The organism is Martelella sp. HB161492, from assembly GCF_013184775.1.
GTDB lineage: Bacteria > Pseudomonadota > Alphaproteobacteria > Rhizobiales > Rhizobiaceae > Martelella.
This window is the reverse complement of record NZ_JAATVV010000021.1, coordinates 1-22,633: the sequence shown is the minus strand read 5'-3', so window position 1 is coordinate 22,633 and position 22,633 is coordinate 1. Positions and strand designations below refer to the sequence as shown.

Genomic DNA, 22,633 nt, shown 5'->3' with positions numbered 1-22,633 from the left:
TAGAGCAACGTTAACGGCTTGGGGGGCGACTGAGCCCGAGACTGCAGAAATTTGTTAACCATATTAGTGGTTATTGTTCAGGGGTGGCAAGCGGATTGAGCCCTGCAGCCTGTCCATCGCGACAATTAAGCACGCTGAATGGCAGGCAATCCGGCGCAGACCGCGCTGAGGGTCAGTCCTGATCGCTGGCCTTCCTGCCCTTGAAGCCTTTGGCGAGCAGGAACATCTCGACCGATTCCGATCGCGATGCACCGGGCTTGACATGGACAACCTGGCGGAAGTTCTGCTTCAGCAGGTTGAGCAGGTCAGCTTCGGCGCCGCCCTGGAAGGTCTTGGCGAGGAAATGCCCGCCTTCCGCCAGAACCTCGACGGCGAAATAGGCGGCAACCTCACACAGATGCATGGTGCGCAAATGGTCGGTTCGTTTGTGGCCGGTGGTCGGAGCGGCCATGTCCGAGATCACCAGATCAGGCGGACCATCAAGCGCTTCGGAGAGCAGCCGCGGCGCTTCGTCATCGAGAAAGTCGAGCTGGAAGAAGGCGACGCCGGGAACCGGTGTCATTTCCAGGAAATCGATTGCTGCAACGCGGATGTGTTCGTCCGTGGAGCCGGTCACCTTGGCGGCGATCTGCGACCAGCTGCCCGGCGCGGCGCCGAGATCGATGATCCGTCGCGCGCCCTTCAGGATATGATGCTTTTCATCGATTTCGAGCAGCTTGTAGGCCGCACGGGCGCGGAAGCCCTCAAGGCGGGCGCGCTGCACATAGGGATCGTTGATGTGACGCTCAAGCCAGCGGCGCGAAGACGCCTTCAGCTTGGTTTTCTTGACTTTCTGTCCGATCTTGCGCCCGGTGCGCACGGGTGTCTTGACCATGGGTTGCTACTCCTTGCCCTGCCGGGAAAACGATGTCTCACTGTTTGAGCGGCGCTTTGATCTGCGCCAGGCACCGTCGCGCATCATCAGATCTGTCAAAATGCCTTCACGCAGTCCGCGATCGGCGACCCGCATGCGTGGTGCCGGCCAACGGCGGCGGATGGCTTCCAGAATCGCACATCCCGCCAGAACCAGATCCGCCCGATCCGGGCCGATGCATGGATTGGCCGCGCGTCCGGCGAAATCCCACGACAAAAGCTTATTCTGCATTGCCGTGACTTCATCCTCGCTCAGCCAGATCCCGTCAACCTTGCGCCGGTCGTAGCGGGTCAGGCCCAGATGCACACCCGCAAGTGTCGTCACCGTGCCCGATGTTCCGATCAGATGAAAGCTGTTTTCGACATGGGCGTGATCGATGGCGGGGCAGTGGAAATCACCCAGCAATGCTTCGACCTCGCTCACCATGGCATCAAACACCGAGGGCGTGACATCATGGCCGCCATAGCGTTCGGAAAGGGTGACGACGCCGACCGGCAATGACGTCCAGTGCGAAATGTGGTTTGCCAGCCGCTGCGAGCGATGTTCACCGAGCCTTATAACGGCAATTTCCGACGAGCCGCCGCCGATATCAAACAGCACCGCGGCGCGTGTATCCCTGCCGATCAGCGATGCGCAGCTCGAAACGGCCAGCCGGGCTTCCGTCTCGCGGTTGATGACCTCCAGCTGCAGTCCGGTCTCGTCGAGAACGCGCTCCAGGAAGGCATCGCCGTTGTCAGCTGCCCGGCATGCTTCGGTGGCGATCAGGCGCATGCGCTTGACATCGCGGCCTTTCAGCTTGGAGGCGCAGACATCGAGCGCCTCCACGGCCCTGTCCATGGCTTCGGGCGAAAGGCTGCCCGTCGCCGCAAGGCCTTCGCCAAGCCGGACGATTCGCGAGAAACCGTCGACCACCCGGAATTGCTGATGCCGTGTCGGCTGGGCGATCAGCAGGCGGCAATTATTGGTGCCGAGGTCAAGCGCGGCATAAAGTTCACCATTGGTGCTGCGATTGGAACGGCCATATTGCGGCGCACGCAATTCCTGCTGCTCGCCAGACATCGGCCGCGCGGTTGCAGGCTGCTGTTCCGGGGCAGGGGGCGCATCGCCCGCCTTTTCTGGTTCAGAGGCCTGGGCATGGCGAAAGCCGTCACGATCAAGCGGGCCGCTTGCAAAGCTGCTGCGGCCGCGCCGGCGCTTCTTGCGACGCGATCCCGGACGCGTCTCGCCCTGCCGCGTTGATTCGCCTTCAGTTCCGGCTTTCGCCTGTGAGGCGGTTGAAGCCGGTTGCGGATGTGCGCTCGCCTGATGAGCATCATTCTGACCGCCACGCCGCTTACCGCGCCGCCGCTTCTTCTTGCGAACGGCAGGCGAATTCTCAGCGACAGCAACAGCGCCACCAGACCGGTCTGCCTCGGCAGTTTCGGTCTTGGCCGGCCCCTTTGCCTTGCGGTGCCGACGACGGGAAGCCTTACCGCCGTCATCTCTCAAGCGTGCCCCGCCTTCGGACAGCGTTTCGCTGTTTCGGGGGTCTTTCACTTTACCAGTTCCATCGCGCCGCGCGAGACAATCAAAGCCTCACGACCGGGCGCTCAAATCGATTTCAAAGTTGTCATGATCATAGCAGCCTGGCGACATTAGGCCAATCCCCTTTTCGGCAAGTGAAAGACCCCGCTTGACGTGTCAGGCCCGGGCCGAGCGGCACGGAGAGGCGGGGGGCATCCAGCGGAGAATAAAAAAAATCCTAAACCCACTTGGCAAGGCACCGTCTTTCTGTTTATAAGCGCCACACATTCCGGTTGACGATGAAAATCGCAGCCCGGTGCTGGGGAATAGGTTAACGGTAGACCCACGGACTCTGACTCCGTTAGTCCTGGTTCGAATCCAGGTTCCCCAGCCAAATCTCTCTCCAAAACATTGAAATCATTTACGTTTGACTGTGCATTTCGGTGCATGTGTACCGCCGTGTCGCAATCGGGGGCGTAGCACGGACGGCAGCAGGCTGCTTCGACAAGAGGTCGAAGCGCTTGACGATGATTGCGCATGTTTTCCGTTTCGGATCCGGCCTGGCGGCCATCAGCGTGGTGACCGCCCGTCATTCAGATCCGGGCGGTCGTCTCGCTGTTTAGTCTGGCCTATCCAACCCGATCATAGTTGACATAAGCCATCATGCCGCTCGCCATGTGATAGAGCTGGTGGCAATGAAATGGCCAGCGACCCGGATTCTGCGCATCAAAGGCGATCTCGACCGTCGCCATCGCCGGTACATGCAATGTATCCCGCACGGCGCCGTTGATGGCCCGTCCGTTGAGGCCGACGACCTGGAAATGATGCCCATGCAGATGCATGGGATGCCCCATCATCGACATGTTGCGCATTGCGATCTGCACGCGGTCGCCGCGACTGACGTTGAGGCCATCGCCGCCGACAATCGACCACTGATAGCCGTTCATGCTGCCGCCAAGCGTCAGGTTGAAACGACGCGTGGCATCCGTCTGGGGCAGTGGCTGACGTGCGCTGAGGCCAGCCTCGAACGCGGTATCCAGGACCGGTCCGCTGGTCTCAGCCTTTGTTGAAAGCCTGCTGACGGAGGCGCCCTGCGTCGCCAGGATCAGGCCTGTCTGTTCGAGCGCGCCTTCGCGCAGCGCCAGCACCGGATAGGCGCCTTCACCTGCCGGAAGATCAAGCAACAGATCCAGGCGCTGCCCCATCGACACCGGGAAATATCTGCCGGCAACCGGGGCGATTTCGCGACCATCCACGGCAGCCAGCCGGGCTCGGAGCGCTATCGTGTCCAGCGTGAAGGCCGTTGCGGCAGCGGCGTTGATGATCCGAAGCCGGACACGTCCACCCTTTTCAACCGGGATAATCTCAGGGTCGTCCAGCGTGCGGTCATTGGTGAGATAGGCATCGAAATCGATGTCATTGATGTCCATCTGCATGCCGCTCATGCCATGCATGCCATGCATCCCGCCCATCCCCTGACGTCCATCACCGCCGCTCTGGAGCCCGGCGAGCAGCTCTTCAGGGGACTTGAAGGAGAAATCATGCAGAAGCATGACGACCTCCTGCCGATCCTCGCCCTGTTCATCCGCCTTGCGAACGATAAGCGGTGCGGAGAGCAGGCTCTGCTCCTGCAGCGTATGAGCATGCATCCAGTGCGTACCGCCCTCGCCGACGGGGAAGGTGTAACGGCGCTCTTCGCCAGGCCGCAGCAGCGGGGCCGGATTGTCTGGCACGCCATCAAGCGCCCAGGGCGGCGTCAGTCCGTGCCAGTGAATGAGGGTCGGCTCTGCGCTTTGGTTCGACAGGGTCACATTGAACAGGTCGCCGGCATTCAGCACCAGGCCGGGCGCGCCGCCGGGACGCTGCAGCCCGTAGACCCGGGCGGCGCGGCCATTGACCTCGATGGTCCGGTCGGTGATGGACAGCGGGACAGGCGAAGCACCGGAATTGTCGATCGATGCGGCAAAGGCGCTGGCCGGCAGACATGCGGCAGCCGTGCCAAGCATCAAGCGGTTCAGAAATTGACGACGATACATATTTTTCTCTTTCATCGAGGCGACGTCGATCGGCCGGTCAGGCCGGCGTCGCAGGAAAATTTGAATTTGAAGACAGGCTGCCCGGAAAAGGTGCAGCAAAGAATCAGGCCCAGGACCTTGGAGGATCGAGCGGTGGCGCAGGCGGCACACCGTCAAGAAGGCGACTTAGCGCCAGGAACCGGAGTGACCGGGAATCGGCACGACTAGAGGGGAACTGAACAGCGCGGTCGATCGCGAAACAGGCCGCACAGGCGGACAGGTCGCAGGCCTGGGCGCCATTCTTGCCGATGTGATGATCCTCCGCCGTTTCGTGTGTCATCATCTGCATCGAAACGAACGGATTGCCGGCATTGTCCGCGGCGTGGCAGCCGGAAGCCGCCACCGCAGGCAGAAGCCCCAGTCGCAGCACGATGAGTATCGCCAGAATGTATCGCGAAAGCATCGTCCCGATGGTCATCAGATCACCGCAGCCCTCTTCTTGAAAGGGGCGCCCCAACCAGGCTGGATCGATCATGACCCTGGCGCCTGTCCGAACCGCCGAATGAACGATCATCAAGATCAGGCTTCCAGTCGGTGGAATGTCAAGCACTTCGCCTGGCCTTCTCGAATTTGTAATTTTTTCATGTTGAAGCCGTGCGACGCCGCTGCTTTAGCGCCGGAGAAGCCTGAAAGCGTGTTTGACCTGACTGATCATCCGCCGCGCGCGCAGCGGTGAACTGTCAATTTAAATGAGGTGATCACCTCGGAAATGATCGTTTTAACCTCAGTTCGGAAATAGACTGTCTCCCTTGTCTGATCAATTCTTCGCCTGGGAGGCCGAAATGGCAAAAGTCACACTCAAGGACGTTGCAAGAGAAGCAGGTGTCAGCCTGGCAACCGTTGACCGTGTTCTGCACGGGCGCGGCGAGGCAAGTCTGGAGACCCGTGACCGCGTCAAGAGAGCGATCCACACGCTTGGTTTCGGCAGGCTGCCAAAAGCGGTCAGCCGCAGTCCCTTTGGGCGCAAGCGCGTTCTGTTCCTGATCCCGACGTCTGAAAACCAGTTCGTCCATCAGATCGTTCATGCCGTTCGGCAAGCCCAGCGTGAATTGGTCGAGGTCGACCTTCAGATTCACATCAAGCATCTTCAGTTCAGCAATGATGTCGAGCTGAAACGGGCTTTGGAATCGTTTGATCCCGAAGCCTATGACGGGATCGGCCTGTTTGCCTTCGATCTGCCCGGCGTCAGGGACATCATCGACCGGCTGTGTGATCGCGGTGTCAGGGTTGTCACCATCGTCTCGGATATTCCGGCGTCGAAACGGGCGGCCTTTGTCGGGATCGACAACATGGCGGCCGGGCGCACGGCCGCGCGTCTCATGGGGCGCTTCATCAGCGGGGGATCTGGTGAAGTCGCGATCATTACCGGCAATCAGCATATTCGCGACCATGTCGAGCGCGAAATGGGGTTTCGCCAGATCATGGGGGCGTCCTATCGGCAGCTGCGCCTGTTGCCGGCGATCGAAACGCAGAGCATTCCGGCCCGTGTCCGTTCCGAGGTGATCTCGCTGCTGCAGGATCATCCCAAGCTCGTCGGCCTTTATGCCGTCGGCGGTGGTGCGGAAGGTGTGGTCGCGGGTCTGCGCGAATTCAATTGCCCGCACCGGCCTGTTGCCATCGTCCATGAGCTCGAACCGGCGACTCGTTCGGGCCTTCAGGATGGGCTGGTCGATGCGGCGATCAGCCAGAACCTCAATGACATTGCACGCAGCGCCATTCGCGCGCTGTGCCTGCCCATCGAACAGGTCGGGGCAGAGGCCACCAATCGGCTGCAAATCAATGTTTTTATTGCTGAAAACGTGCCCTGAGGGCCGCTTCAGCAATTCGTCCGAGCCATTCCGGCTCACATTCCCTAGGGAGGTATCAATATGAAACTTATCAGGTTTACGGCAACCGCAGCCTTAAGCTGCCTGCTTGCAGGCACGGCCCTGGCTCAGACCACGGTCAATGTTCTGTCATTGCCCCGAAGCAATGAGTCGGAAACGGCCTATTTCGAAGGCATGGCGAAGGCGTTTGAGGCAAGCCATCCGGGCGTTGATGTCAATTTCACATATCTTGACGATGAAGCCCTGAAGAGCCGCCTGCCGACGCTGCTTCAGTCCGATCAGCGCCCGGAAATCTTCTACAGCTGGGGCGGCGGCGTGTTCCAGGAACAGGCCAAGGCCGGCGTTCTGGAGCCGCTGGGCCCGAAGGCAAGTGAAGAGTGCCTGGCGACCCATCCGAAGAGCCTCGAACAGGCCTTCACCTATGACGGAACCCTTTATGGTCTGCCGCTCTACGCAGCCGACGTCGTGATCTGGTACAACAAGGATCTCGCCAAGCAGGCTGGGATTGATCCAGAATCCATCAAGACCTGGGACCAGTTCCTGGCCGCGGTCGAAAAGGCAAAGGCCGCTGGCGTGACGCCGATCGTCGTTGGCGGAAAGGACAAATGGCCGCTCCAGACGATCTATTCGCTGCTGCTGTTGCGCGAGGCTGGCGGTGAAGCGCTTCAGGAGGCCGCCGATTCCGGTGACTACAGCAATCCCGCCTTCCTCGAGGCCGCCAAGCAATTCGTACAGCTGGTCAATGAACAGCCTTTCCAGCCCGGTTTCATGGATGCGACCTATGACAAGGCTTCCGGTCTGTTCGGTGACGGCAAGGGCCTGTTCCATATCATGGGCAATTTCGACTATGTCAGCCAGAGCGCCAGCTCGACGACGGGCAAGGGACTGAGCGATGATCAGCTTGGACTGATCGCTTTCCCTGCGGTTGAAGGCGGCGCTGGTGATCCTGCTGAAACGCTCGGCGGCAATGACGGTTTCGTGCTCGCCAAGGGCGCCGGGCAGGATGCTGCGGATTTCCTTTGCTTCATGCTGAATGTTGAAAATCAGCGCGAAGGTGCTGCAGCCGGTTACTGGATCCCGGCCGCGATCGGGGCCAGCGATGCACTGAAAAACCCCTTCTTTGTCGAAGTTGCGAAGCAGATCGAGAATTCGCCGCGCCACCAGCTCTATCTGGATCAGGCCCTCGGCACCTCGGTCGGCAGCTCCCTCAACGACATCGCAGCAGACCTCGCAACCGGTGTGATCACCCCGGAAGACGTACCGGATCGCATCGCAGAAGCCCAGATGTTCCAATAATCACTTGAAAAGCACGCCCGGAAATGACCATTCATAATCCCATACTGCGCGGGTTTAACCCCGACCCTTCCATTTGCCGTGTTGGCAAGACTTTCTACATCGCCACCTCGACATTCGAGTGGTTTCCGGGCGTGCAAATCCATGCCTCTGAAGACCTTTCCAGCTGGAAACTGGTATCCCGGCCGCTGACCCGGCCGGAACAGCTCGACATGCTTGGCAATCCGGACAGCTGCGGCGTCTGGGCTCCCTGCCTGTCCTATGCCGACGGCCAGTTCTGGCTGATCTACACCAATGTCCGGCGCCATCAGGGCAACTACAAGGATACGCCGAATTTCCTCGTGACCGCGCCTTCCATCGAAGGGCCGTGGTCCGATCCGATCCCGCTGAATTCGTCGGGTTTCGACCCGTCGCTGTTCCACGATGATGATGGCCGCAAATGGCTGGTCAACCAGCTCTGGGATCATCGCGCGACGATGCCCGGCAGGGACGAGAAGGATTATTTCGGCGGTATCGTGCTGCAGGAATATGATCCGGTTGCAAAGCGCCTGATCGGACCTGTCAAAAAAATCTTTGAGCGTTCACAGCTGGGCAGGACCGAAGGTCCGCATCTGATGAAGCGCAAAGGCTGGTATTATCTGGTCCTTGCGGAAGGCGGAACCGGATATACCCATGCCGTCACCCATGCGCGCAGCCGCACTATCGAAGGTCCCTACGCGCTTCATCCGGATGTTCATTTGCTCTCGACCAAGGACGCGCCTGAATCACCGCTGCAGCGCGTTGGACACGGACAGGTGGTTGAGGCGGAAGACGGCACGGTGTGGCACTCCTTCCTCTGCACCAGGCCGATTGCCGACAGGCGGTCGCAAATGGGCCGTGAAACCGGCATCGAGAAAATGGTCTGGGGCGACGATGGCTGGCTGAGGCGCGCCGGCGTCGGTGTCGTGCCCTCAACCACGATTGAAGCAGGCAAGAGCGAACAGGCAGATGCCTCCGAGACCGTGACCTTTGACGGCCCGGCGCTGCCGATGGCCTTCCAATGGCTGCGCACGCCCCATCCCGAACGCCTGTTTTCGCTGACGGCGCGGCCGGGCCGGCTCAGGCTTTTCGGTCGGGAATCCGTCGGTTCATGGTTCGAGCAGTCGCTCGTCGCGCGCCGCATGACAGAACATAGCTGCAGTGCCGAAACCGAAGTGGAATTCTCGCCTGAAACCTATCAGCAGCAGGCCGGCCTCATCGCCTATTACGGCCGCTATCAGTTTCACTATGCCTATGTGACCCTGGCGGATAACGGCACGCGACGGCTGAGCATCCAGAGCTGCAATGGTGACTTCCCGACGGCTGTCCTGACCTTTCCGATCGGCGAGGGGATCATCCTCGGAGAGGGCCCAGTCAGCCTTCGCCTCGATGTCGTCCGGGAGACATTTCAGTTTTCCTTCCGGCAGGGGGATGCCGACTGGCAAAAGCTGGGGCCGGCGCTTGACGCGCTGGTGCTTGCCGACGAAAGCGGCCCCGGCGACAGCAATAACTTCACGGGCACCTTCCTCGGAATGTGCGCCCAGGATCTGAGCGGTTCCGCCCAGGTCGCCGACTTTTCCTATTTCGCTTATCGCACTGGAGAATAGAATGGCTGATGTCGAACTGAAATCGGTCAGCAAGCGCTTTGGTAATACCGAGGTCATTCCTGATCTGAGCCTCAAGGTCCCCTCCGAGTCATTCTCTGTATTGGTCGGTCCTTCCGGTTGTGGCAAGTCGACCTTGTTGCGAATGATTGCCGGGCTCGAGGAAACCTCGGGCGGACAGATTTTCATCGATGGCGAGGATGTGACCCACCGCGACCCGTCTGATCGCGGTATCGCCATGGTGTTCCAGTCCTACGCGCTCTATCCGCATATGAGTGTCGGCGACAATATCGCCTTTGCTCTGAAGCTGGCGGGCAAGCCGAAGGACGAGATCCGCCGGCGCGTCAATGGGGCCGCCCAGATCCTGCAGCTCGAAACGCTGCTCGACCGCAAGCCGAAGGCGCTTTCCGGCGGTCAGCGCCAGCGCGTTGCCATCGGCCGGGCGATCGTCCGTCAGCCGAAGGTCTTTCTGTTTGACGAACCGCTTTCCAATCTTGATGCCGCTTTGCGTGGGCAGATGCGCGTCGAGCTGGCGGAACTGCATTCGCGGCTGCAGGCGACGATGATCTATGTGACGCATGACCAGGTCGAGGCAATGACGATGGCGAGCCAGATCGTCGTGCTGCGCGCCGGTGTCATCCAGCAGGTCGGCAAGCCGCTCGAACTTTACACGAAGCCGGCCAACACCTTCGTTGGCGGCTTTATCGGATCGCCGAAGATGAACTTCTTCTCGGGCGACTTTGCCCGGAAATTCGGCGTGGATACGGTCGGCATCCGTCCGGAACATCTGAGTTTGGCCTCGGACGATCCGCTCTTTACCGGCACGGTTGCCCATGCGGAAAATCTGGGTGCTGATACCCTGGCCTATATCGATTCAACTGAAAACGGCCGGATCGTGGCGCGGCTGGACGGTGCGACCATTCTGAGCGCCGGCGACCAGATCGGACTGGCTGCCCGCGATGGTGCGGTTGTTCTGTTTGACAAGGCCGGGCAACGCGTGGAGGGGGGCAAGCAACATGCCTAATCCTGCTCCCGCTGTGGCCAGAAAAAGGCGGTTCAATAGCGACGGCAGGCTGACGGCCATCGTCCTGTTCGTTCCGCCGGCCATCCTGCTGTTCACACTGTTCGTTGCCGTTCCGCTCATCAATGCTGGCACGTATTCCGGTTATAACTGGTCGGGATACGGTGATCCGGAAAAATGGGTCGGCCTGAAGAATTTCCAGATTGCGGCCGGTCATTCGGTCTTTCATCAGGCCCTTTGGAACACGGTCAAGATCATCGCGGCATCGGCCTTTATCCAGATGCCCCTGGCCATGGCACTGGCGCTGATGATCTATCGCAAGACCTGGTCCAACACGGTCTTCCGTCTGATCTTCTTTCTTCCTTACATTCTTGCCGAAGTCGCCACCGGCCTGATCTGGAGCTTCGTCTTTGACGGCGACTATGGTGTGACCGCGATGGTGACCGGCGCACTTGGTGTCAATCCTGTCTTCCCGCTGTCCGACCGGACCTGGGCCATGCCCGTCGTCCTGTTCGTCATAGTCTGGAAGTTCTTCGGATTTCACATGATGATCTTCATCGCGGCCCTGCAGGGCATACCCGAAGACGTGGTTGAGGCCGCCCGGATCGACGGCGCAAAGCCTTTCCAGATCGCGCGATACGTCAAGATCCCGATGCTGAAGCCGGCGATTGCCGTGTCGGGCTTCTTCGCCCTGATCGGTTCGCTGCAGTTGTTTGACCTGATCGTTCCGCTGACCAATGGCGGGCCTTCGAACTCAACGCAGACCATCGTGACCTATCTCTATCAGTTCGGGCTGGAGCGTCTGAATGTCGGTTTCGGCAGCGCTGTCGGGCTGATCCTGTTTGCCCTCTGCGTGGTTCTGGCAATCTCCTATCGCAATATCTTCATGAGGGAGGGATGACGATGAAACGCTTTAGTCTCGGCAATATATTCAGGCTGGTTGCGCTGCTTTTTGTCGCCGCTCTGATCATTCTGCCTCTGCTTGCCACCATTCTGGGCGGGTTCAAGACATCGGGCCAATTGCGGGTCTCACCATTCTCGCTGCCGGATGTCTGGCACATGGAATTCTATGGTGCGATCCTCGGCTCATCGAGCTTCTGGCACTATCTGTGGAACTCGTTCTTCATCTCGATGGCGACCGTTTTCCTGACCCTGATCGTCGCCGGCATGGCAGCCTATGTCTTTTCCCAGATCCGCTTCATCGGCTCGCGGTTCCTGATGTCATACCTTCTGCTCGGCATGATGTTCCCGTTCGCCGCCGCCATCGTCCCGCTGTTCATCACGGTCCGGAATGTCGGCTTGCTGGATACATCGTGGGGTGTCATCCTGCCTCAGGTCGCCTTCGGGCTCGGCTTTTCCACGCTGCTGTTCAAGACCTTCTTCGATCAGTTGCCGCGCGAGCTGTTCGAGGCGGCCCGTGTGGATGGCTGCGGATATATCCGCTTCTTCTTCCGCTTCACCCTTCCGCTTTCAACCCCGATCCTCGGAACGGTTGCGGTCTTTGTTTTTGTCACCAGCTGGAACAACTATCTTCTGCCTCTGGTGATCATCAACTCCGACAAGGCCTATCCCTGGACGCTCGGCATGATGCAGTATCGCGGCCAGTATGTGGTCGAATGGAACCGGATCCTGGCCTTCGTCACGCTGACGCTCATCCCTGCGGTCATCTTCTTCTTCGCCGCACAGCGTTACATCGTTGCCGGCCTCACCGGCGGCGCCGTCAAAGGCTGACCTGGCAGATCAGTGGCGATTCACGCACTGGACCCCGAAAGGAAGGTCCAGTGCCACGCGTTTCCGGAGCCTTTCGTGTTCCGGCTGTGCGGCACCGCCCGGTCAGCGTTTCTGGCTGCATCTGCCGGTGTGCCGGCGCGGTATTGCCTTCTCGTTTCCCAACAGAAAACTCTCCGGCCGCGGGCCTGCCGGTTTCCGACAGGCGCCTGCGCTTCTTCCCGAACGGCGCGCTTTTGCATGCTCCGCAACGGGAAGGAATGCGGGGCAGGGCAGGCGAGATTGCCGAAGCGCCGGTGAAGGCCGGCCTGGTGATCTCCGTTGCATCGCAATCCCTGTCATTTCATGCGCCGGAGCGCGGGCTTGTTGACTTTGATTGGCATAATATGACTACATGAGTACTCATGTAGTCATATTGATGGAGTCGGAAATGCATTTGTCGATGTGGACCTATCCCTGGGATATTCAGGATCAGGGGCTCGAACGAAGCTTTTCCGATCTGGCCGGCCGGGCCGGGCTGAACACCATCTCTCTGGCTGCGTCTTACCATGCTGGTCGCTTCCTGCAGCCGCGCAGTCCACATCAGAAGGCCTATTTCCCGCAGGATGGCACGGTCTATTTTCGCCCCGACGAAAGGCTCTGGCAGATGAAGACGATCCGCCCGCTGATGGCCGACAATGTCGCTGAGCGCGGCGACATGCTGGCGGCGTTGACAGCCGCGCGTGATGCTGGCGACGGCATGAAGGTCTCCTGCTGGACGGTCTGCCTGCACAATACCCGCCTTGGCATGCTCCATCCCGAACATGTGACCCGCAATGCCTTCGGCAATCCGAACTACTATAATCTCTGCCCGTCGAGCCCGGCAGCGCGTGACTATGTCGTTACCCTCGTGCGTGACATGACGACGCGCTACCGGCCCGACATGGTTGAACTCGAGAGCCCGAATTTCATGGGCTTTGCTCACGAGTTTCACCATGAGAAGGATGGCGTCGGCCTCAATGATGAGGATGATTTCCTGCTGTCGCTGTGCTTCTGCGACCATTGCATGGCGCGTGGCAGACTTGCCGGGGTCCCGATGGCGGAGGCGCGCGAGAAGGTGCGCGGCTTCATCGCGGACATGTGCGCGCGCGACGTGCCCGAACGGCAGTTCCCGGATTATCCGGCAAAGGGCAATGACGCCTTCAATGACGTCCCTGCGCTCAGAGCCTTCCTTGAATGGCGGACCGAGCCGGTCACCAGTCTGATCGCCGAGATCCGCGCGGCAGCTGATCCCGCGAGCAAGATCGTGCTGATCGATCTGGCCGATGGATGGATGGGCGGTGTCGATCTGGAGGCTGTCGGCAAGGTCTGCGATGGCGCAATCCTCTGCTGCTATTTCATGGCGCCCGAGCAGGTGGCGGCTCTGATGAAAGCCGGTCGCGCGGCACTCGGTTCTGAAAAATATCTCGGCGCAGGCTACCGGGTCTTTTTCCCGGAAGTGACGTCAGCCGATGCTCTGGCGGAGCGTGCAAAGGCGGCAATCGAGGCCGGGGCGGACGGTATCAATTTCTACAATTACGGCCTGATCCCTGAAAAAAGACTCGACTGGGTGCGCCAGGCCGTCGACGCCCTGCCGAAATAACAGGCAGGGCGTCGCCTTGACATGAAAATGAACAGGGAATGCATGAATCAACTTGACTACATGAGTGTACAAGATAACAATTAAGCCCAATAAGCGCGGCTTCTCGAAAAAGGGGAAAACATGAAACTGAAGAAACTGCTACTCGTCGCCTCCGTTCTTGCGGGCATGGCGGCTCCTGCGATGGCGCAGGACAAGTTCACGATCGGCTATGACAACTATTACAACGGCAATTCCTGGTCGGTTCAGCTGTCCAAGGAATTCGAGGCCGAGGCCGAGCGTCACAAGGATACGGTCGATGTCGTCTACACCGAATCCGAGATGAAGACCGACCGTCAGGTCTCCAATATTGAAGACATGATCACGCGCGGCGTCGATGCGATCATTCTCACGCCGATTTCGCCAACCGCCGTCATTCCGGTGCTGAAGAAGGCCGAAGCCAAGGGCATCAAGGTCGTACTGCTCGCCTCGACGATCCGCAGCGACGACTATGATGCGCTCGTTACCGTCGATGACGTCGATTTCGGCAAGGCCGGCGCCGAGTGGCTTGCCAAGAAGCTTGACGGCAAGGGCAAGATCATTGCGCTGAATGGCATTTCCGGCATTTCCGCCAGCGATGACCGCTGGAAGGGCGCCAAGGCGGTTTTCGATCAATATCCTGACATCGACGTCGTCAGCGTTGTCGATGCCGGCTGGGATTATGCCAAGGCCAAGGTCGCCGTATCCAACCTTCTGGCCGCCAATCCGCAGATCGACGGTGTCTGGTCGCAGGGCGGCAGCATGACGCTTGGCGCCATCGATGCTTTCGAGGCGGCACAGCGGCCGCTCGTGCCGATGACCGGCGAAGACAATAACGGTTATCTGAAGCGCTGGGCCGCTCTTGAGCCGGATGGTTTCGAATCCGTGGCACCGTCGAAGCCGACCTGGCTCGGTTCGGAAGCGCTTCTGGTCGCACTTGATCTCTTGAACGGCAAGCCTGTCGAAAAGAACAAGGTCTACGCCGTGCCGATGATCACCTCGGAAAACCTTCATGAATTCACCCGTGATGACCTTTCCGATTCCTTCTGGGCCAATACACGCCTCAGCGACGATCAGGTGCGGGCAATCTTCAAGGATTGACCGGACCAACAGGCGAGAGAGAAACAGTGACAAACCACAACTCCGCACATACCCCCCCTCTGCTTGCGGTCTCGGGTCTGTCCAAGTCCTTTGGGCACAATACCGTTCTTCAGGACGTTTCTTTCTCGCTTGGACGGGGGGAAGTTCTGGCACTTGTCGGTGAAAATGGCGCCGGCAAGTCCACTCTCATGAATATCCTGTCCGGCAACCTGCATTATGACAGCGGCAAAATCCGGCTGGCGGGCGAGGATTATCATCCGGCAAGTCCTGCCGAAGCTCAGAAGAAGGGCGTTGCGATCGCTCATCAGGAAACGGCCATCATGCCGGATCTGACGGTTGCCGAGAATACGTTTTTTCGTCGCGAGCCGCGCAATGCGCTCGGCATGATCAGGCAGAAACGGTTGCATGCCGATTTTGCCGCACTTTCCGCCTCGCTCGGCTTCAGGCTCGACGGCAAGAGGCTGGGGCGACAGCTCAGTGCCGCCGAACGCCAGCTTGTCGAGATCGCCGGTGCCGTTTCCGCAAAGCCAGGCCTGCTGATCCTCGACGAGCCGACGGCCTCGCTGTCATCCGAGGCGGCGAAGACCGTGCTTGGGCTGATGACGCAGCTGAAGCGGCAAGGGACGTCAGTCATCTTCATTTCCCATCGCATGGGCGAGATCATGGAGGCAGCCGATCGTGTTGTCGTGCTGAAGGACGGCGCGCTGACGCTTGCCGCCGCGCGCGGCGAATTTGGCGAAAATGACCTCATTCAGGCGATGGTCGGCCGCACCCTTGAAAACATCTTCCCCGAGCGCCCCGCTGTCGGTGACGGGCCTGTCCGCTTCTCGGTGCGCGGTGGAACCAATGCCAACCTCCCCGAGATCGACTTCGATGTCGGGCGTGGTGAGGTGCTGGGCATTGCCGGTCTCGAAGGGCAGGGCCAGAAGCCTCTGGCCGATGCGCTTTGCGGCATAGCGCCGTTCCGTTCCGGCACGGTCGAACTCGACGGCAAGGTGCTGAAGTTGAAGTCGCCGGCGGCTGCCATCGGCTCCGGCATCGCCAGCATTCCCGATGACCGCAAGCATGAGGGGCTGTCGCTGTCGCTGCCGATCCGCCTCAACATGAGTTTCTTTGCAATCTCCGCGCGTTCACGCAGTGGCTTTCTGCCGCTCGGATATGAGCGTGAATTTGTCGAGGGCGCACGCAAGCGATTCTCGATCCGTTCGACCGATATGGAACAGCCCGTCGGTGAGCTTTCCGGCGGCAACCAGCAGAAGGTCGTGTTCGCGCGCTGGCTGGCGCATGAGCCGAAGCTTCTCGTGCTTTACGAACCGACCAAGGGTGTCGATGTCCAGTCGAAGAGCGAGATCTATCACCTGGTCGATGAACTGTCGCGCAAGGGCGTGTCGGTGATCCTGATTTCCTCCGATCTGATGGAGCTGATCGGTCTCTCCGACCGCATTCTCGCGCTTTACGAAGGCCGCATCACCGGCGAAATCGCCCGCCCCGAATTTTCCGAGGAAAAGATCATGCGCTATGCGGCAGGCCTTCCGTCCGCGGCGCTGAGCGCCAGTGATGCCGAAAACGAGGCGGTAACCCATGTTTGAAGGTTCTCTTCGCTCCAACCTGCTTTTGAGCCTGCCGGCCTTGGCGCTGTCCGTTCTGCTGATCGCCATAACCGGCCTTCTTTCCCCGAACTTCTTCAGCGATTCCAATCTGACCAACCTGTCCGTCCGGCTGCTGCCGCTCGGTCTGGTGGCGTTGGGTGAGGCGCTGGTTCTGTTTGCGGGGCGTATCGACCTTTCCGTTGGCTCGATCATGAGTCTTGCGACCGCGATCATGGCGCTGACCTCCGATACGCTGGGTTGGCTTGCCGTTCCGCTCGCTCTTGGCGCTGGTCTCGTCTGCGGCATCTTCACCGCCAGTGGCGTCAATTTTCTGAGGATCAATCCGCTGGTCATGACGCTTGCGACGGCAGCAATCGTCAAGGGCATCACCATGCTGATCCTGCCATCGCCGGGCGGGGAGGTGGATTATGCCTTCTACGAAGCGCTGTTCGGTGCAGAACGCCTGCTCTCCGCACCGCTCCTGATCGCGCTCGCGGTCTTTATCGTCGTCGCGATCGTGATGAACTGGTCCCGGCTCGGGCGGTCAATCTACGCCTTCGGCTCAGATCCGCGTGCGGCCTTCGCCAATGGCATCTCGGCGCTGCGGATCGATCTGGTCGTTTTCGGACTTTCGGGCGTGCTGGCCGCTGCCGCCGGTGTCGTCCTGTCGATCCGCATCCTCTCAGGTGATCCCCTGATCGGCGAATCCTACACGCTTGATGCCGTTTCGGCGGCAATCCTCGGCGGCGTCGCATTGCAGGGCGGTCGCGGCAATGCCGTCGGTGTCTTCTTCGCCGCGCTCGCACTCGTGCTGATCAACAACATGTTCAACCTGCTCGACATCGACACCAGCCTGCAGAACATCGCCAAGGGCCTGATCTTCATCGTGGCGCTGGTCTTCTTCATGCGCGGCAAGGCGGAGGAAAGCTGATATGGCTGTGCCTGCAATTCTTTCCAACGCAAAGCCTGCCGGGGCGACCTGGCGCGCGCTTGCGCTTCTCGTCATCCTGCTTGTTGTCCTGTTCGTCTTTTCCGGGCGCGTCTCCATGGTTCAGGTGATGGACAATGCCCGTCAGGCAGCGCCGCTCGGGCTGATTGCTCTTGGTCAGGCGCTGATCCTGATGATGGGGCGGCTTGACCTTTCGGTCGGCGCGACGGCCGGACTTGCCAATGTTGTTCTGGCGGCGAGCTTTGCCGGCACCATGGACAATATGGCCGCAGCGCTGGCGATCACCATCTTCTTCGGCCTGCTGGTCGGCCTTGCCAATGGCGTGCTGGTGGTGGTGCTGCGCATTCCGGCCTTTCTGGCGACACTTGCGACCTCGCTGGTCCTGTCCGGTGCCATTCTCGTTTATACCGGCGGCAGCCCCAAGGGATCCATTCCGGCCGGCTTCCGGGTCATTTCCGAAGGCTGGCTGTTCGGTATCCTGCCCTGGTCGGTGGTCATCTGGATCATCGCCAGCCTGATCCTGCTGGTCTTCGTGCATTACTCGCTCGCGGGCCGGAAGATGCTGCTTTCCGGCGCCAATGCCCGTTCGGCAAAGCGCAACGGCATTGCCGCCGATCGCATGGTGATCTTCTCCTTCGTCCTGGCAAGCTTCATGGCGACATTGGGGGGCATCATGCTGTCGTCGATCACCGGGATGGCCTCCATCGGTATTGCTGACACCTACACGGTGGATTCGATTGCTGCTGCCGTCATCGGTGGGGCGCTCTTCACCGGTGGCGTGTTTCTGCCGCTTGGAGCCGCCGCCGGCAGCCTCATCCTCTTCTTTCTCCAGAGCCTGCTCTACGTGCTGTCGCTGCCGACTGCGGCGCGCTTCGTCCTTCAGGGCTCGATCATCATTCTCGCGCTTGCGCTTTCAAACTTCAAAAAGGACCGCTGAATATGGAATTCATTCGGACTCTCAATGGCGATATTGCACCGGAAGAACTCGGCGTCACCTACGCGCATGATCATCTCTTCTGCATCCCGCCGCTGTGGCATGAAAAGAAGATCGATGACTTCATGATCGATGACGTTGAAGCTTCGATCAAGGATGTCGAACTTTTCGTCGCCGAGGGCGGACAGGCCGTCTACGATGCGACTGCGATCGATTATGGCCGCAAGCCTGCCCAGCTGAAGGAAATCTCCGACCGCACCGGTATCAAGATCATCGCGACCGCCGGCTTCAACAAGGCCGTCATGTGGCCCGGCCAGATGGAAGGAACGGGCGGAACCTTCCAGCAGTGGATCGACAGCCATTCACGTGCCGAAATCCGCGATCATGTCGTTGCCGAACTGACCGTCGGCATGGATGGCACCGATCTCAAGGGTGGCGTTGCCAAGTTCGGGACCGGCTACAACACGATTTCGGCTGCGGAAGACAAGGTCACCCGCGCCGTTCTCGATGCCCACAAGGAAACCGGCTGCCCGCTGCATTCGCACACGGAACTCGGCACGCTGATCCTTGAACAGCTTGCCATCCTCAAGCAAGAAGGTGTCGATCCGACACGGCTGACCATGGCCCATGTCGACCGCAACCCGGACCACTGGGTGCATCTCAAGGCTGCCGAAACCGGCCTGTTCATGTGCTTCGATGGTATCAGCCGGATCAAGTATCACCCTGAAAGCATTCTCATCGACTGCATCCTCAACCTCGTGCGCCATGGCCATGAAGATCAGATCGTTGTCGGAGGCGATATCGCGCGCCGTACCATGTACCGCAATTACGGCGAGGGCGGTCTCGGCCTTGGCTACATTCTCGGCAGCTGGGCGCCGCGCTTCATGGAACAGGCGGGAGACGCAGGCTTCGATGGCAAGGCGCTGTTCGAGAAGTTCTTCGTCAAGAACCCGCAGCGCGCCTTTGTCTTCAAGCAGTGAGTATATCCTTTGGACTATGATAAAACCGATATTGCGCGCCTGAACGATAGCGAAATGGAAGCGGCACTGGCAAAGACGCCAGTGCTCATCCTGCCGATCGGGGCGGTGGAAAGCCATGGTGACCACCTGCCTGCTGGCACCGACAATATTCTGGCGGCAAGGCTTGCCGAGGAGCTTGCACGGGTGATCGGCGGTGACACGCCGGTTCTGCGGTTGCCGGTTCTGCCGTTCGGACAGGTCTGGTCGCTGGCTGAGGCACCGTGCTCGTTCGGCATCAGCAACGAGACTGTCAGCAACACGATTGTCGAGATTGCCTTGAGCGCTGCGCAAAAGGGCATTCGCACCATCGTTGTTGTCAATGCGCATCTTGGAAATGCCATTGCCATTCGTGATGCGCAGCGGCGGCTGCGGGAGGAGGGGATCACGCTTGCCAACTTCTTCTATCCCGGTTCCGGTTCGGTGATCGAAGAGGTTCGCGAGAAGAAGGAAGCCCACCCCTCCTACATGCATGCCTGCGAGATCGAGACGTCTTATGTGCTGCATCTCGCACCGGATGCCGTCAATATGGACAAGGCGATTGAAAACTATCCGGAATTTCCGGAGGACTTTTCGACAGTCGCCTATCGCTGGACCGATTTCTCCAAGAGCCCGGTTCTGGGCGATGCACGCGCCGCAACCGCGGAAAAGGGCGAAAAAATCCTGAAGGTTGTGCTGGCCAATATGGCAAAGCAGATCGCCGTCCTCTATGCTAGACAGTTCAACAGCAATTCCTGAGGGGCGGGGACGCCGGGTTTTCTCCGGAACTGCGCTTAACGTAAAAACCGAATTGTTGTCAGGAGCGTCTCTTGCGTGCAGATGCCCCCGTGGCGAAAGATCACCGCCCGGTCTATATCCAGATTGCTGAAACACTGAGAGCCCGGATTGTTTCGGGCTTTTATGATGACAAGATCGATGGCGAACTGAAGCTTGCCGCGCAATGGCAGGTCAGTCGCCGGACGATCCAGCAGGCACTGGAAATCCTGGTGCGTGAGGGGTTGCTCGTGCGCCAGCACGGCATGGGCACCTTCATCAATCGCAAGGGGGTCGAAAAGCGCTATCACGCGATTGCATCGATCACGGAAAGCCTTGTCGGGCAAGGGTTGAAGCCTGACTATACGGTTCTCGAAAGCGGCGAGGTTCCGGCCGGCGAAGCCGAGCAGCGTTTCTTCGGTCTTGAGGAAGGCGCGATGATCTACCGCCACAAGCGACTGGCGGTTTCCGATGGCAAGCCGCTTGCCGTCGTTTCCACAAGTCTCAATCTCGCGGTTCTGGAAGGGCTTGAGCTTTCCGCGCTTTCAGGCTCGCTCTACAAGGTTCTGCGGGAAAGGTTCGGCCGCACCGTGGTTGTTGCCGATGACAAATACATGCCGGTTGCCGCCGATGCGGAGATTGCCGCGCTCCTGAAGCTGGAAGAGGGGGCGCCGGTCTTCCTGGCTATTCGCCAAGGGCGGGATCAGACCGGCGCTCCGCTCGAAGTCTCGCGCATCGTCATGCTGCCCGTGCCGCTCGATATCTCCATCCGCAATGTCGGCTTTGCCGCGGCTGAACCGGATAACCGCAGCCCTGCGGCAAAGGAATGGACCTATATGGTCGGTTTCGGCGATTTCAAATCAGACGGGAAATAGCAATTTTCCAGCCGATGCGCTAGTCAGCCACAGCCCGCAAGAGGCCGAGGGCGGCTTCACTGCCTGCCTTGAACCGGGCAAAACCAGCATCATAGGCGGGCCTGGTCGCTGATGAGGGCTCAAACCGGGCTTTCAGCGTGAAGGTCGCTTCGCAGGCCTCATCCAGAGAGGCGTAATCGCCGATGGCAACGGCGGCGCACAGTGCTGCGCCCTTGGCACCGAACTGCGTTCCCGCCGGCACTTCGACCGGCACGCCTGTGACATCGGCAATCATCTGCGACCAGAATGGGCTGCGCGCGCCGCCGCCGACAAGGCGAATGGAGGTCCTGGCGCCGCCGACAGCTTCAAAACAGTCGCGGATCGCATAGGCCAGCCCCTCATAGACGGCGCGGACCATATCGGCGCGCCGGTGCTGTGGCGCGAGGCCGTGGAAGCCTGCCCTGGCCTTCGGCTCGATGCGCGGTGCGATGACGCCGGAGGCCGAGAGATAGGGAATGAACGAAACACCATTGGCGCCTGCAGGGCTGTGTTCTGCCAGTGCGCCAAGGGTTTCATAAGGGGCGTCGCCAGCGGCAATGTCGGGGCAAAGCGTTTCGAGGCACCAGTCGAGCACAGTCGTGCCGGCGACATTGACCATCGATTTCATCCACCGCTTTCCCGGCACGATGAACAGAAGGCCGAGGTCGCGCGGTTCATAGACCGCCCGGTCGAAAAGCACGCCGTTGAGGCAGGTGGTGCCGAGCACGGAAACCGCCTGTCCCGGCCTGTGGGCGCCAGCCCCCAGTACGCAGGCGCTGGTATCGCCGGTACCGATGGCAACGGGCGTGCCGGCGACAAGGCCGGTCTGACTGGCTGCAGCCGCACTTACCGCTCCGGCCAGCGTCTCGCCGCGTGCGACAGGGGCAAGCAGGTGGACATGGTCCGCGATGCCGAGAAGCGCGGCCTGATCAGGATGAAAATCCCGGGTGACGGCCGAACCAGGCGCCATGGCCGCTTCGGATTCATCGGTGGCAATCGCGCCGGTCAGCCGATAGCGGACAAAATCCTTGGCGGTCAGGATATGGCGGGCCTTTGCGAGAACATCGGGCTCGTTTTCGGCAAGCCAGGCAATCACCGGCAAGGTACAGCCAAGCTGCATCACCGAGCCGGAATGGCTGAAGACTGAGGAAATCAGCTCCGGCTCGCGACGGACCATCGCGTCGACCAGAGACTGCGCGCGGGCGTCGTTCCAGAGGATCGGCGGACGCAACAGCCGGTCGGCGTCATCCAGCGCCCAGACACCGACCATGACGCCGGTAACGCCGATACCCCGGATGGAAGCAGGCGCAATGGCTGCTTCCAGCAGCAGGCTGCGGATAACCCGGACGGTCGTTTCCCAGGTGGCCTCGCCGTCGAGTTCCGACCAGCCGAGTGGTGCTTGAAGCAGCGACATGCGCTCGCTTGCTTCCGCCTGCTGATGCCCCTGCGTGTCAAAGAGTGCCGCCTTGATGACGGATGTGCCGATATCGATTCCAAGATACATGTCCGCTACTATGACTTGTCCATATATGTAGTCAAGTACTGTTCGCTCAACATGATGCCATTCGTCCGCTTCCGCGGCCGGGTTCTCTCACCGCTATTCTCGATCTTGGTCAGGGCGCATGTCCGCCGCAAACGGCCCGGTGAAGCCGGCGACGGCGAACATTGCCTATATCCCGCCTGTTTTCTCAGAACCGGTAACCGAGCCGGATGGAGCCGACATGGGACTGGTAGCCATCGGCGAAGCTGCCGTCATATTCGAGCTTGACCTGCAATCCGTG

General features: G+C 60.1%; 20 protein-coding genes and 1 tRNA gene. 16 read left to right on the top strand and 5 right to left on the bottom strand.

Annotation, left to right across the window (positions count from 1 at the left end):
* Positions 1–172: 172 nt before the first annotated feature.
* Together HCK86_RS23095 and HCK86_RS23090 are read right to left on the bottom strand one after the other, a co-directional pair.
* Complete coding sequence (locus HCK86_RS23095) at positions 173–874, bottom strand: RlmE family RNA methyltransferase (RefSeq protein WP_176086855.1); 702 nt, start codon at positions 872–874, stop codon at positions 173–175.
* A gap of 6 nt (positions 875–880) precedes the next feature.
* Positions 881–2,449, bottom strand: a complete 1,569-nt coding sequence (locus HCK86_RS23090; protein ID WP_176086854.1) for a Ppx/GppA phosphatase family protein — start codon at positions 2,447–2,449, stop codon at positions 881–883.
* 287 nt (positions 2,450–2,736) lie between these two features.
* Here HCK86_RS23090 and HCK86_RS23085 point away from each other — a divergent pair.
* Positions 2,737–2,810 (top strand) — tRNA-Gln (locus HCK86_RS23085).
* 235 nt (positions 2,811–3,045) lie between these two features.
* Here HCK86_RS23085 and HCK86_RS23080 read toward each other — a convergent pair.
* Positions 3,046–4,452 (bottom strand): multicopper oxidase family protein, encoded by a 1,407-nt coding sequence (locus HCK86_RS23080; RefSeq protein ID WP_176086853.1) that lies wholly within the window; start codon positions 4,450–4,452, stop codon positions 3,046–3,048.
* 103 nt (positions 4,453–4,555) lie between these two features.
* A complete protein-coding gene (locus HCK86_RS23075; protein WP_176086852.1) occupies positions 4,556–4,909 on the bottom strand; it encodes a hypothetical protein in 354 nt (117 codons plus the stop codon).
* A 364-nt stretch (positions 4,910–5,273) separates the two neighbouring features.
* Between HCK86_RS23075 and HCK86_RS23070 the strand changes: the two genes are divergently transcribed.
* The 15 genes from HCK86_RS23070 (at position 5,274) to HCK86_RS23000 (ending at position 20,834) form a co-directional block, all read left to right on the top strand.
* Positions 5,274–6,299: a LacI family DNA-binding transcriptional regulator gene (locus HCK86_RS23070; RefSeq protein WP_176086851.1), complete on the top strand. Its 1,026-nt coding sequence runs from the start codon at positions 5,274–5,276 to the stop codon at positions 6,297–6,299.
* A gap of 60 nt (positions 6,300–6,359) precedes the next feature.
* The gene (locus HCK86_RS23065; RefSeq protein WP_176086850.1) at positions 6,360–7,613 is read left to right on the top strand and encodes an extracellular solute-binding protein; all 1,254 of its coding nucleotides are present in this window, start codon (positions 6,360–6,362) and stop codon (positions 7,611–7,613) included.
* A 23-nt stretch (positions 7,614–7,636) separates the two neighbouring features.
* Positions 7,637–9,235 (top strand): glycoside hydrolase family 43 protein, encoded by a 1,599-nt coding sequence (locus tag HCK86_RS23060; protein ID WP_176086849.1) that lies wholly within the window; start codon positions 7,637–7,639, stop codon positions 9,233–9,235.
* Between the two features lies 1 nt (position 9,236).
* Positions 9,237–10,256 carry an ABC transporter ATP-binding protein gene (locus HCK86_RS23055; RefSeq protein WP_176086848.1) on the top strand — a complete coding sequence of 340 codons (1,020 nt, stop codon included), beginning with the start codon at positions 9,237–9,239 and terminating at the stop codon, positions 10,254–10,256.
* Positions 10,249–11,154, top strand: a complete 906-nt coding sequence (locus tag HCK86_RS23050) for a sugar ABC transporter permease (protein ID WP_176086847.1) — start codon at positions 10,249–10,251, stop codon at positions 11,152–11,154. Before HCK86_RS23055 ends, HCK86_RS23050 begins: the two co-directional genes overlap by 8 nt.
* Positions 11,151–11,984, top strand: a complete 834-nt coding sequence (locus HCK86_RS23045; RefSeq protein WP_210260020.1) for a carbohydrate ABC transporter permease — start codon at positions 11,151–11,153, stop codon at positions 11,982–11,984. The genes HCK86_RS23050 and HCK86_RS23045 overlap by 4 nt, the downstream gene beginning before the upstream one ends.
* 50 nt (positions 11,985–12,034) lie before the next feature.
* On the top strand, positions 12,035–12,379 hold the full coding sequence (locus tag HCK86_RS23040) for a hypothetical protein (protein ID WP_176086845.1): 345 nt from the start codon (positions 12,035–12,037) through the stop codon (positions 12,377–12,379).
* Positions 12,380–12,411: 32 nt separating this feature from the next.
* A complete protein-coding gene (locus HCK86_RS23035) occupies positions 12,412–13,602 on the top strand; it encodes a hypothetical protein (RefSeq protein ID WP_176086844.1) in 1,191 nt (396 codons plus the stop codon).
* 120 nt (positions 13,603–13,722) lie between these two features.
* Positions 13,723–14,718 carry an ABC transporter substrate-binding protein gene (locus HCK86_RS23030; RefSeq protein ID WP_141150939.1) on the top strand — a complete coding sequence of 332 codons (996 nt, stop codon included), beginning with the start codon at positions 13,723–13,725 and terminating at the stop codon, positions 14,716–14,718.
* A 26-nt stretch (positions 14,719–14,744) separates the two neighbouring features.
* A complete protein-coding gene (locus tag HCK86_RS23025) occupies positions 14,745–16,307 on the top strand; it encodes a sugar ABC transporter ATP-binding protein (protein WP_176086843.1) in 1,563 nt (520 codons plus the stop codon).
* On the top strand, positions 16,300–17,238 hold the full coding sequence (locus HCK86_RS23020) for an ABC transporter permease (RefSeq protein ID WP_176086842.1): 939 nt from the start codon (positions 16,300–16,302) through the stop codon (positions 17,236–17,238). Before HCK86_RS23025 ends, HCK86_RS23020 begins: the two co-directional genes overlap by 8 nt.
* Position 17,239: 1 nt before the next feature.
* Positions 17,240–18,193: an ABC transporter permease gene (locus HCK86_RS23015; protein WP_176086841.1), complete on the top strand. Its 954-nt coding sequence runs from the start codon at positions 17,240–17,242 to the stop codon at positions 18,191–18,193.
* Between the two features lie 2 nt (positions 18,194–18,195).
* Positions 18,196–19,170, top strand: coding sequence for a phosphotriesterase (locus HCK86_RS23010; RefSeq protein WP_176086840.1), 975 nt, complete (start codon positions 18,196–18,198; stop codon positions 19,168–19,170).
* Positions 19,171–19,179: 9 nt separating this feature from the next.
* Positions 19,180–19,944, top strand: a complete 765-nt coding sequence (locus HCK86_RS23005) for a creatininase family protein (protein ID WP_176086839.1) — start codon at positions 19,180–19,182, stop codon at positions 19,942–19,944.
* Positions 19,945–20,015: 71 nt separating this feature from the next.
* Positions 20,016–20,834 carry a GntR family transcriptional regulator gene (locus HCK86_RS23000; protein ID WP_176086838.1) on the top strand — a complete coding sequence of 273 codons (819 nt, stop codon included), beginning with the start codon at positions 20,016–20,018 and terminating at the stop codon, positions 20,832–20,834.
* 19 nt (positions 20,835–20,853) lie between these two features.
* Here HCK86_RS23000 and HCK86_RS22995 read toward each other — a convergent pair whose 3' ends face one another.
* Positions 20,854–22,356 carry an FGGY-family carbohydrate kinase gene (locus tag HCK86_RS22995; RefSeq protein ID WP_176086837.1) on the bottom strand — a complete coding sequence of 501 codons (1,503 nt, stop codon included), beginning with the start codon at positions 22,354–22,356 and terminating at the stop codon, positions 20,854–20,856.
* Between the last annotated feature and the right edge of the window lie 277 nt (positions 22,357–22,633).

Coding starts and splice junctions, on each gene's coding strand:
- HCK86_RS23030 (WP_141150939.1), top strand. CDS start 13,723: ATGAAACTGAAGAAACTGCTACTCGTCGCCTCCGTTCTTGCGGGCATG.
- HCK86_RS23095 (WP_176086855.1), bottom strand. CDS start 874: ATGGTCAAGACACCCGTGCGCACCGGGCGCAAGATCGGACAGAAAGTC.
- HCK86_RS22995 (WP_176086837.1), bottom strand. CDS start 22,356: ATGTATCTTGGAATCGATATCGGCACATCCGTCATCAAGGCGGCACTC.
- HCK86_RS23075 (WP_176086852.1), bottom strand. CDS start 4,909: ATGACCATCGGGACGATGCTTTCGCGATACATTCTGGCGATACTCATC.
- HCK86_RS23050 (WP_176086847.1), top strand. CDS start 10,249: ATGCCTAATCCTGCTCCCGCTGTGGCCAGAAAAAGGCGGTTCAATAGC.
- HCK86_RS23060 (WP_176086849.1), top strand. CDS start 7,637: ATGACCATTCATAATCCCATACTGCGCGGGTTTAACCCCGACCCTTCC.
- HCK86_RS23010 (WP_176086840.1), top strand. CDS start 18,196: ATGGAATTCATTCGGACTCTCAATGGCGATATTGCACCGGAAGAACTC.
- HCK86_RS23080 (WP_176086853.1), bottom strand. CDS start 4,452: ATGTATCGTCGTCAATTTCTGAACCGCTTGATGCTTGGCACGGCTGCC.
- HCK86_RS23035 (WP_176086844.1), top strand. CDS start 12,412: ATGCATTTGTCGATGTGGACCTATCCCTGGGATATTCAGGATCAGGGG.
- HCK86_RS23045 (WP_210260020.1), top strand. CDS start 11,151: ATGACGATGAAACGCTTTAGTCTCGGCAATATATTCAGGCTGGTTGCG.
- HCK86_RS23055 (WP_176086848.1), top strand. CDS start 9,237: ATGGCTGATGTCGAACTGAAATCGGTCAGCAAGCGCTTTGGTAATACC.
- HCK86_RS23015 (WP_176086841.1), top strand. CDS start 17,240: ATGGCTGTGCCTGCAATTCTTTCCAACGCAAAGCCTGCCGGGGCGACC.
- HCK86_RS23020 (WP_176086842.1), top strand. CDS start 16,300: ATGTTTGAAGGTTCTCTTCGCTCCAACCTGCTTTTGAGCCTGCCGGCC.
- HCK86_RS23070 (WP_176086851.1), top strand. CDS start 5,274: ATGGCAAAAGTCACACTCAAGGACGTTGCAAGAGAAGCAGGTGTCAGC.
- HCK86_RS23065 (WP_176086850.1), top strand. CDS start 6,360: ATGAAACTTATCAGGTTTACGGCAACCGCAGCCTTAAGCTGCCTGCTT.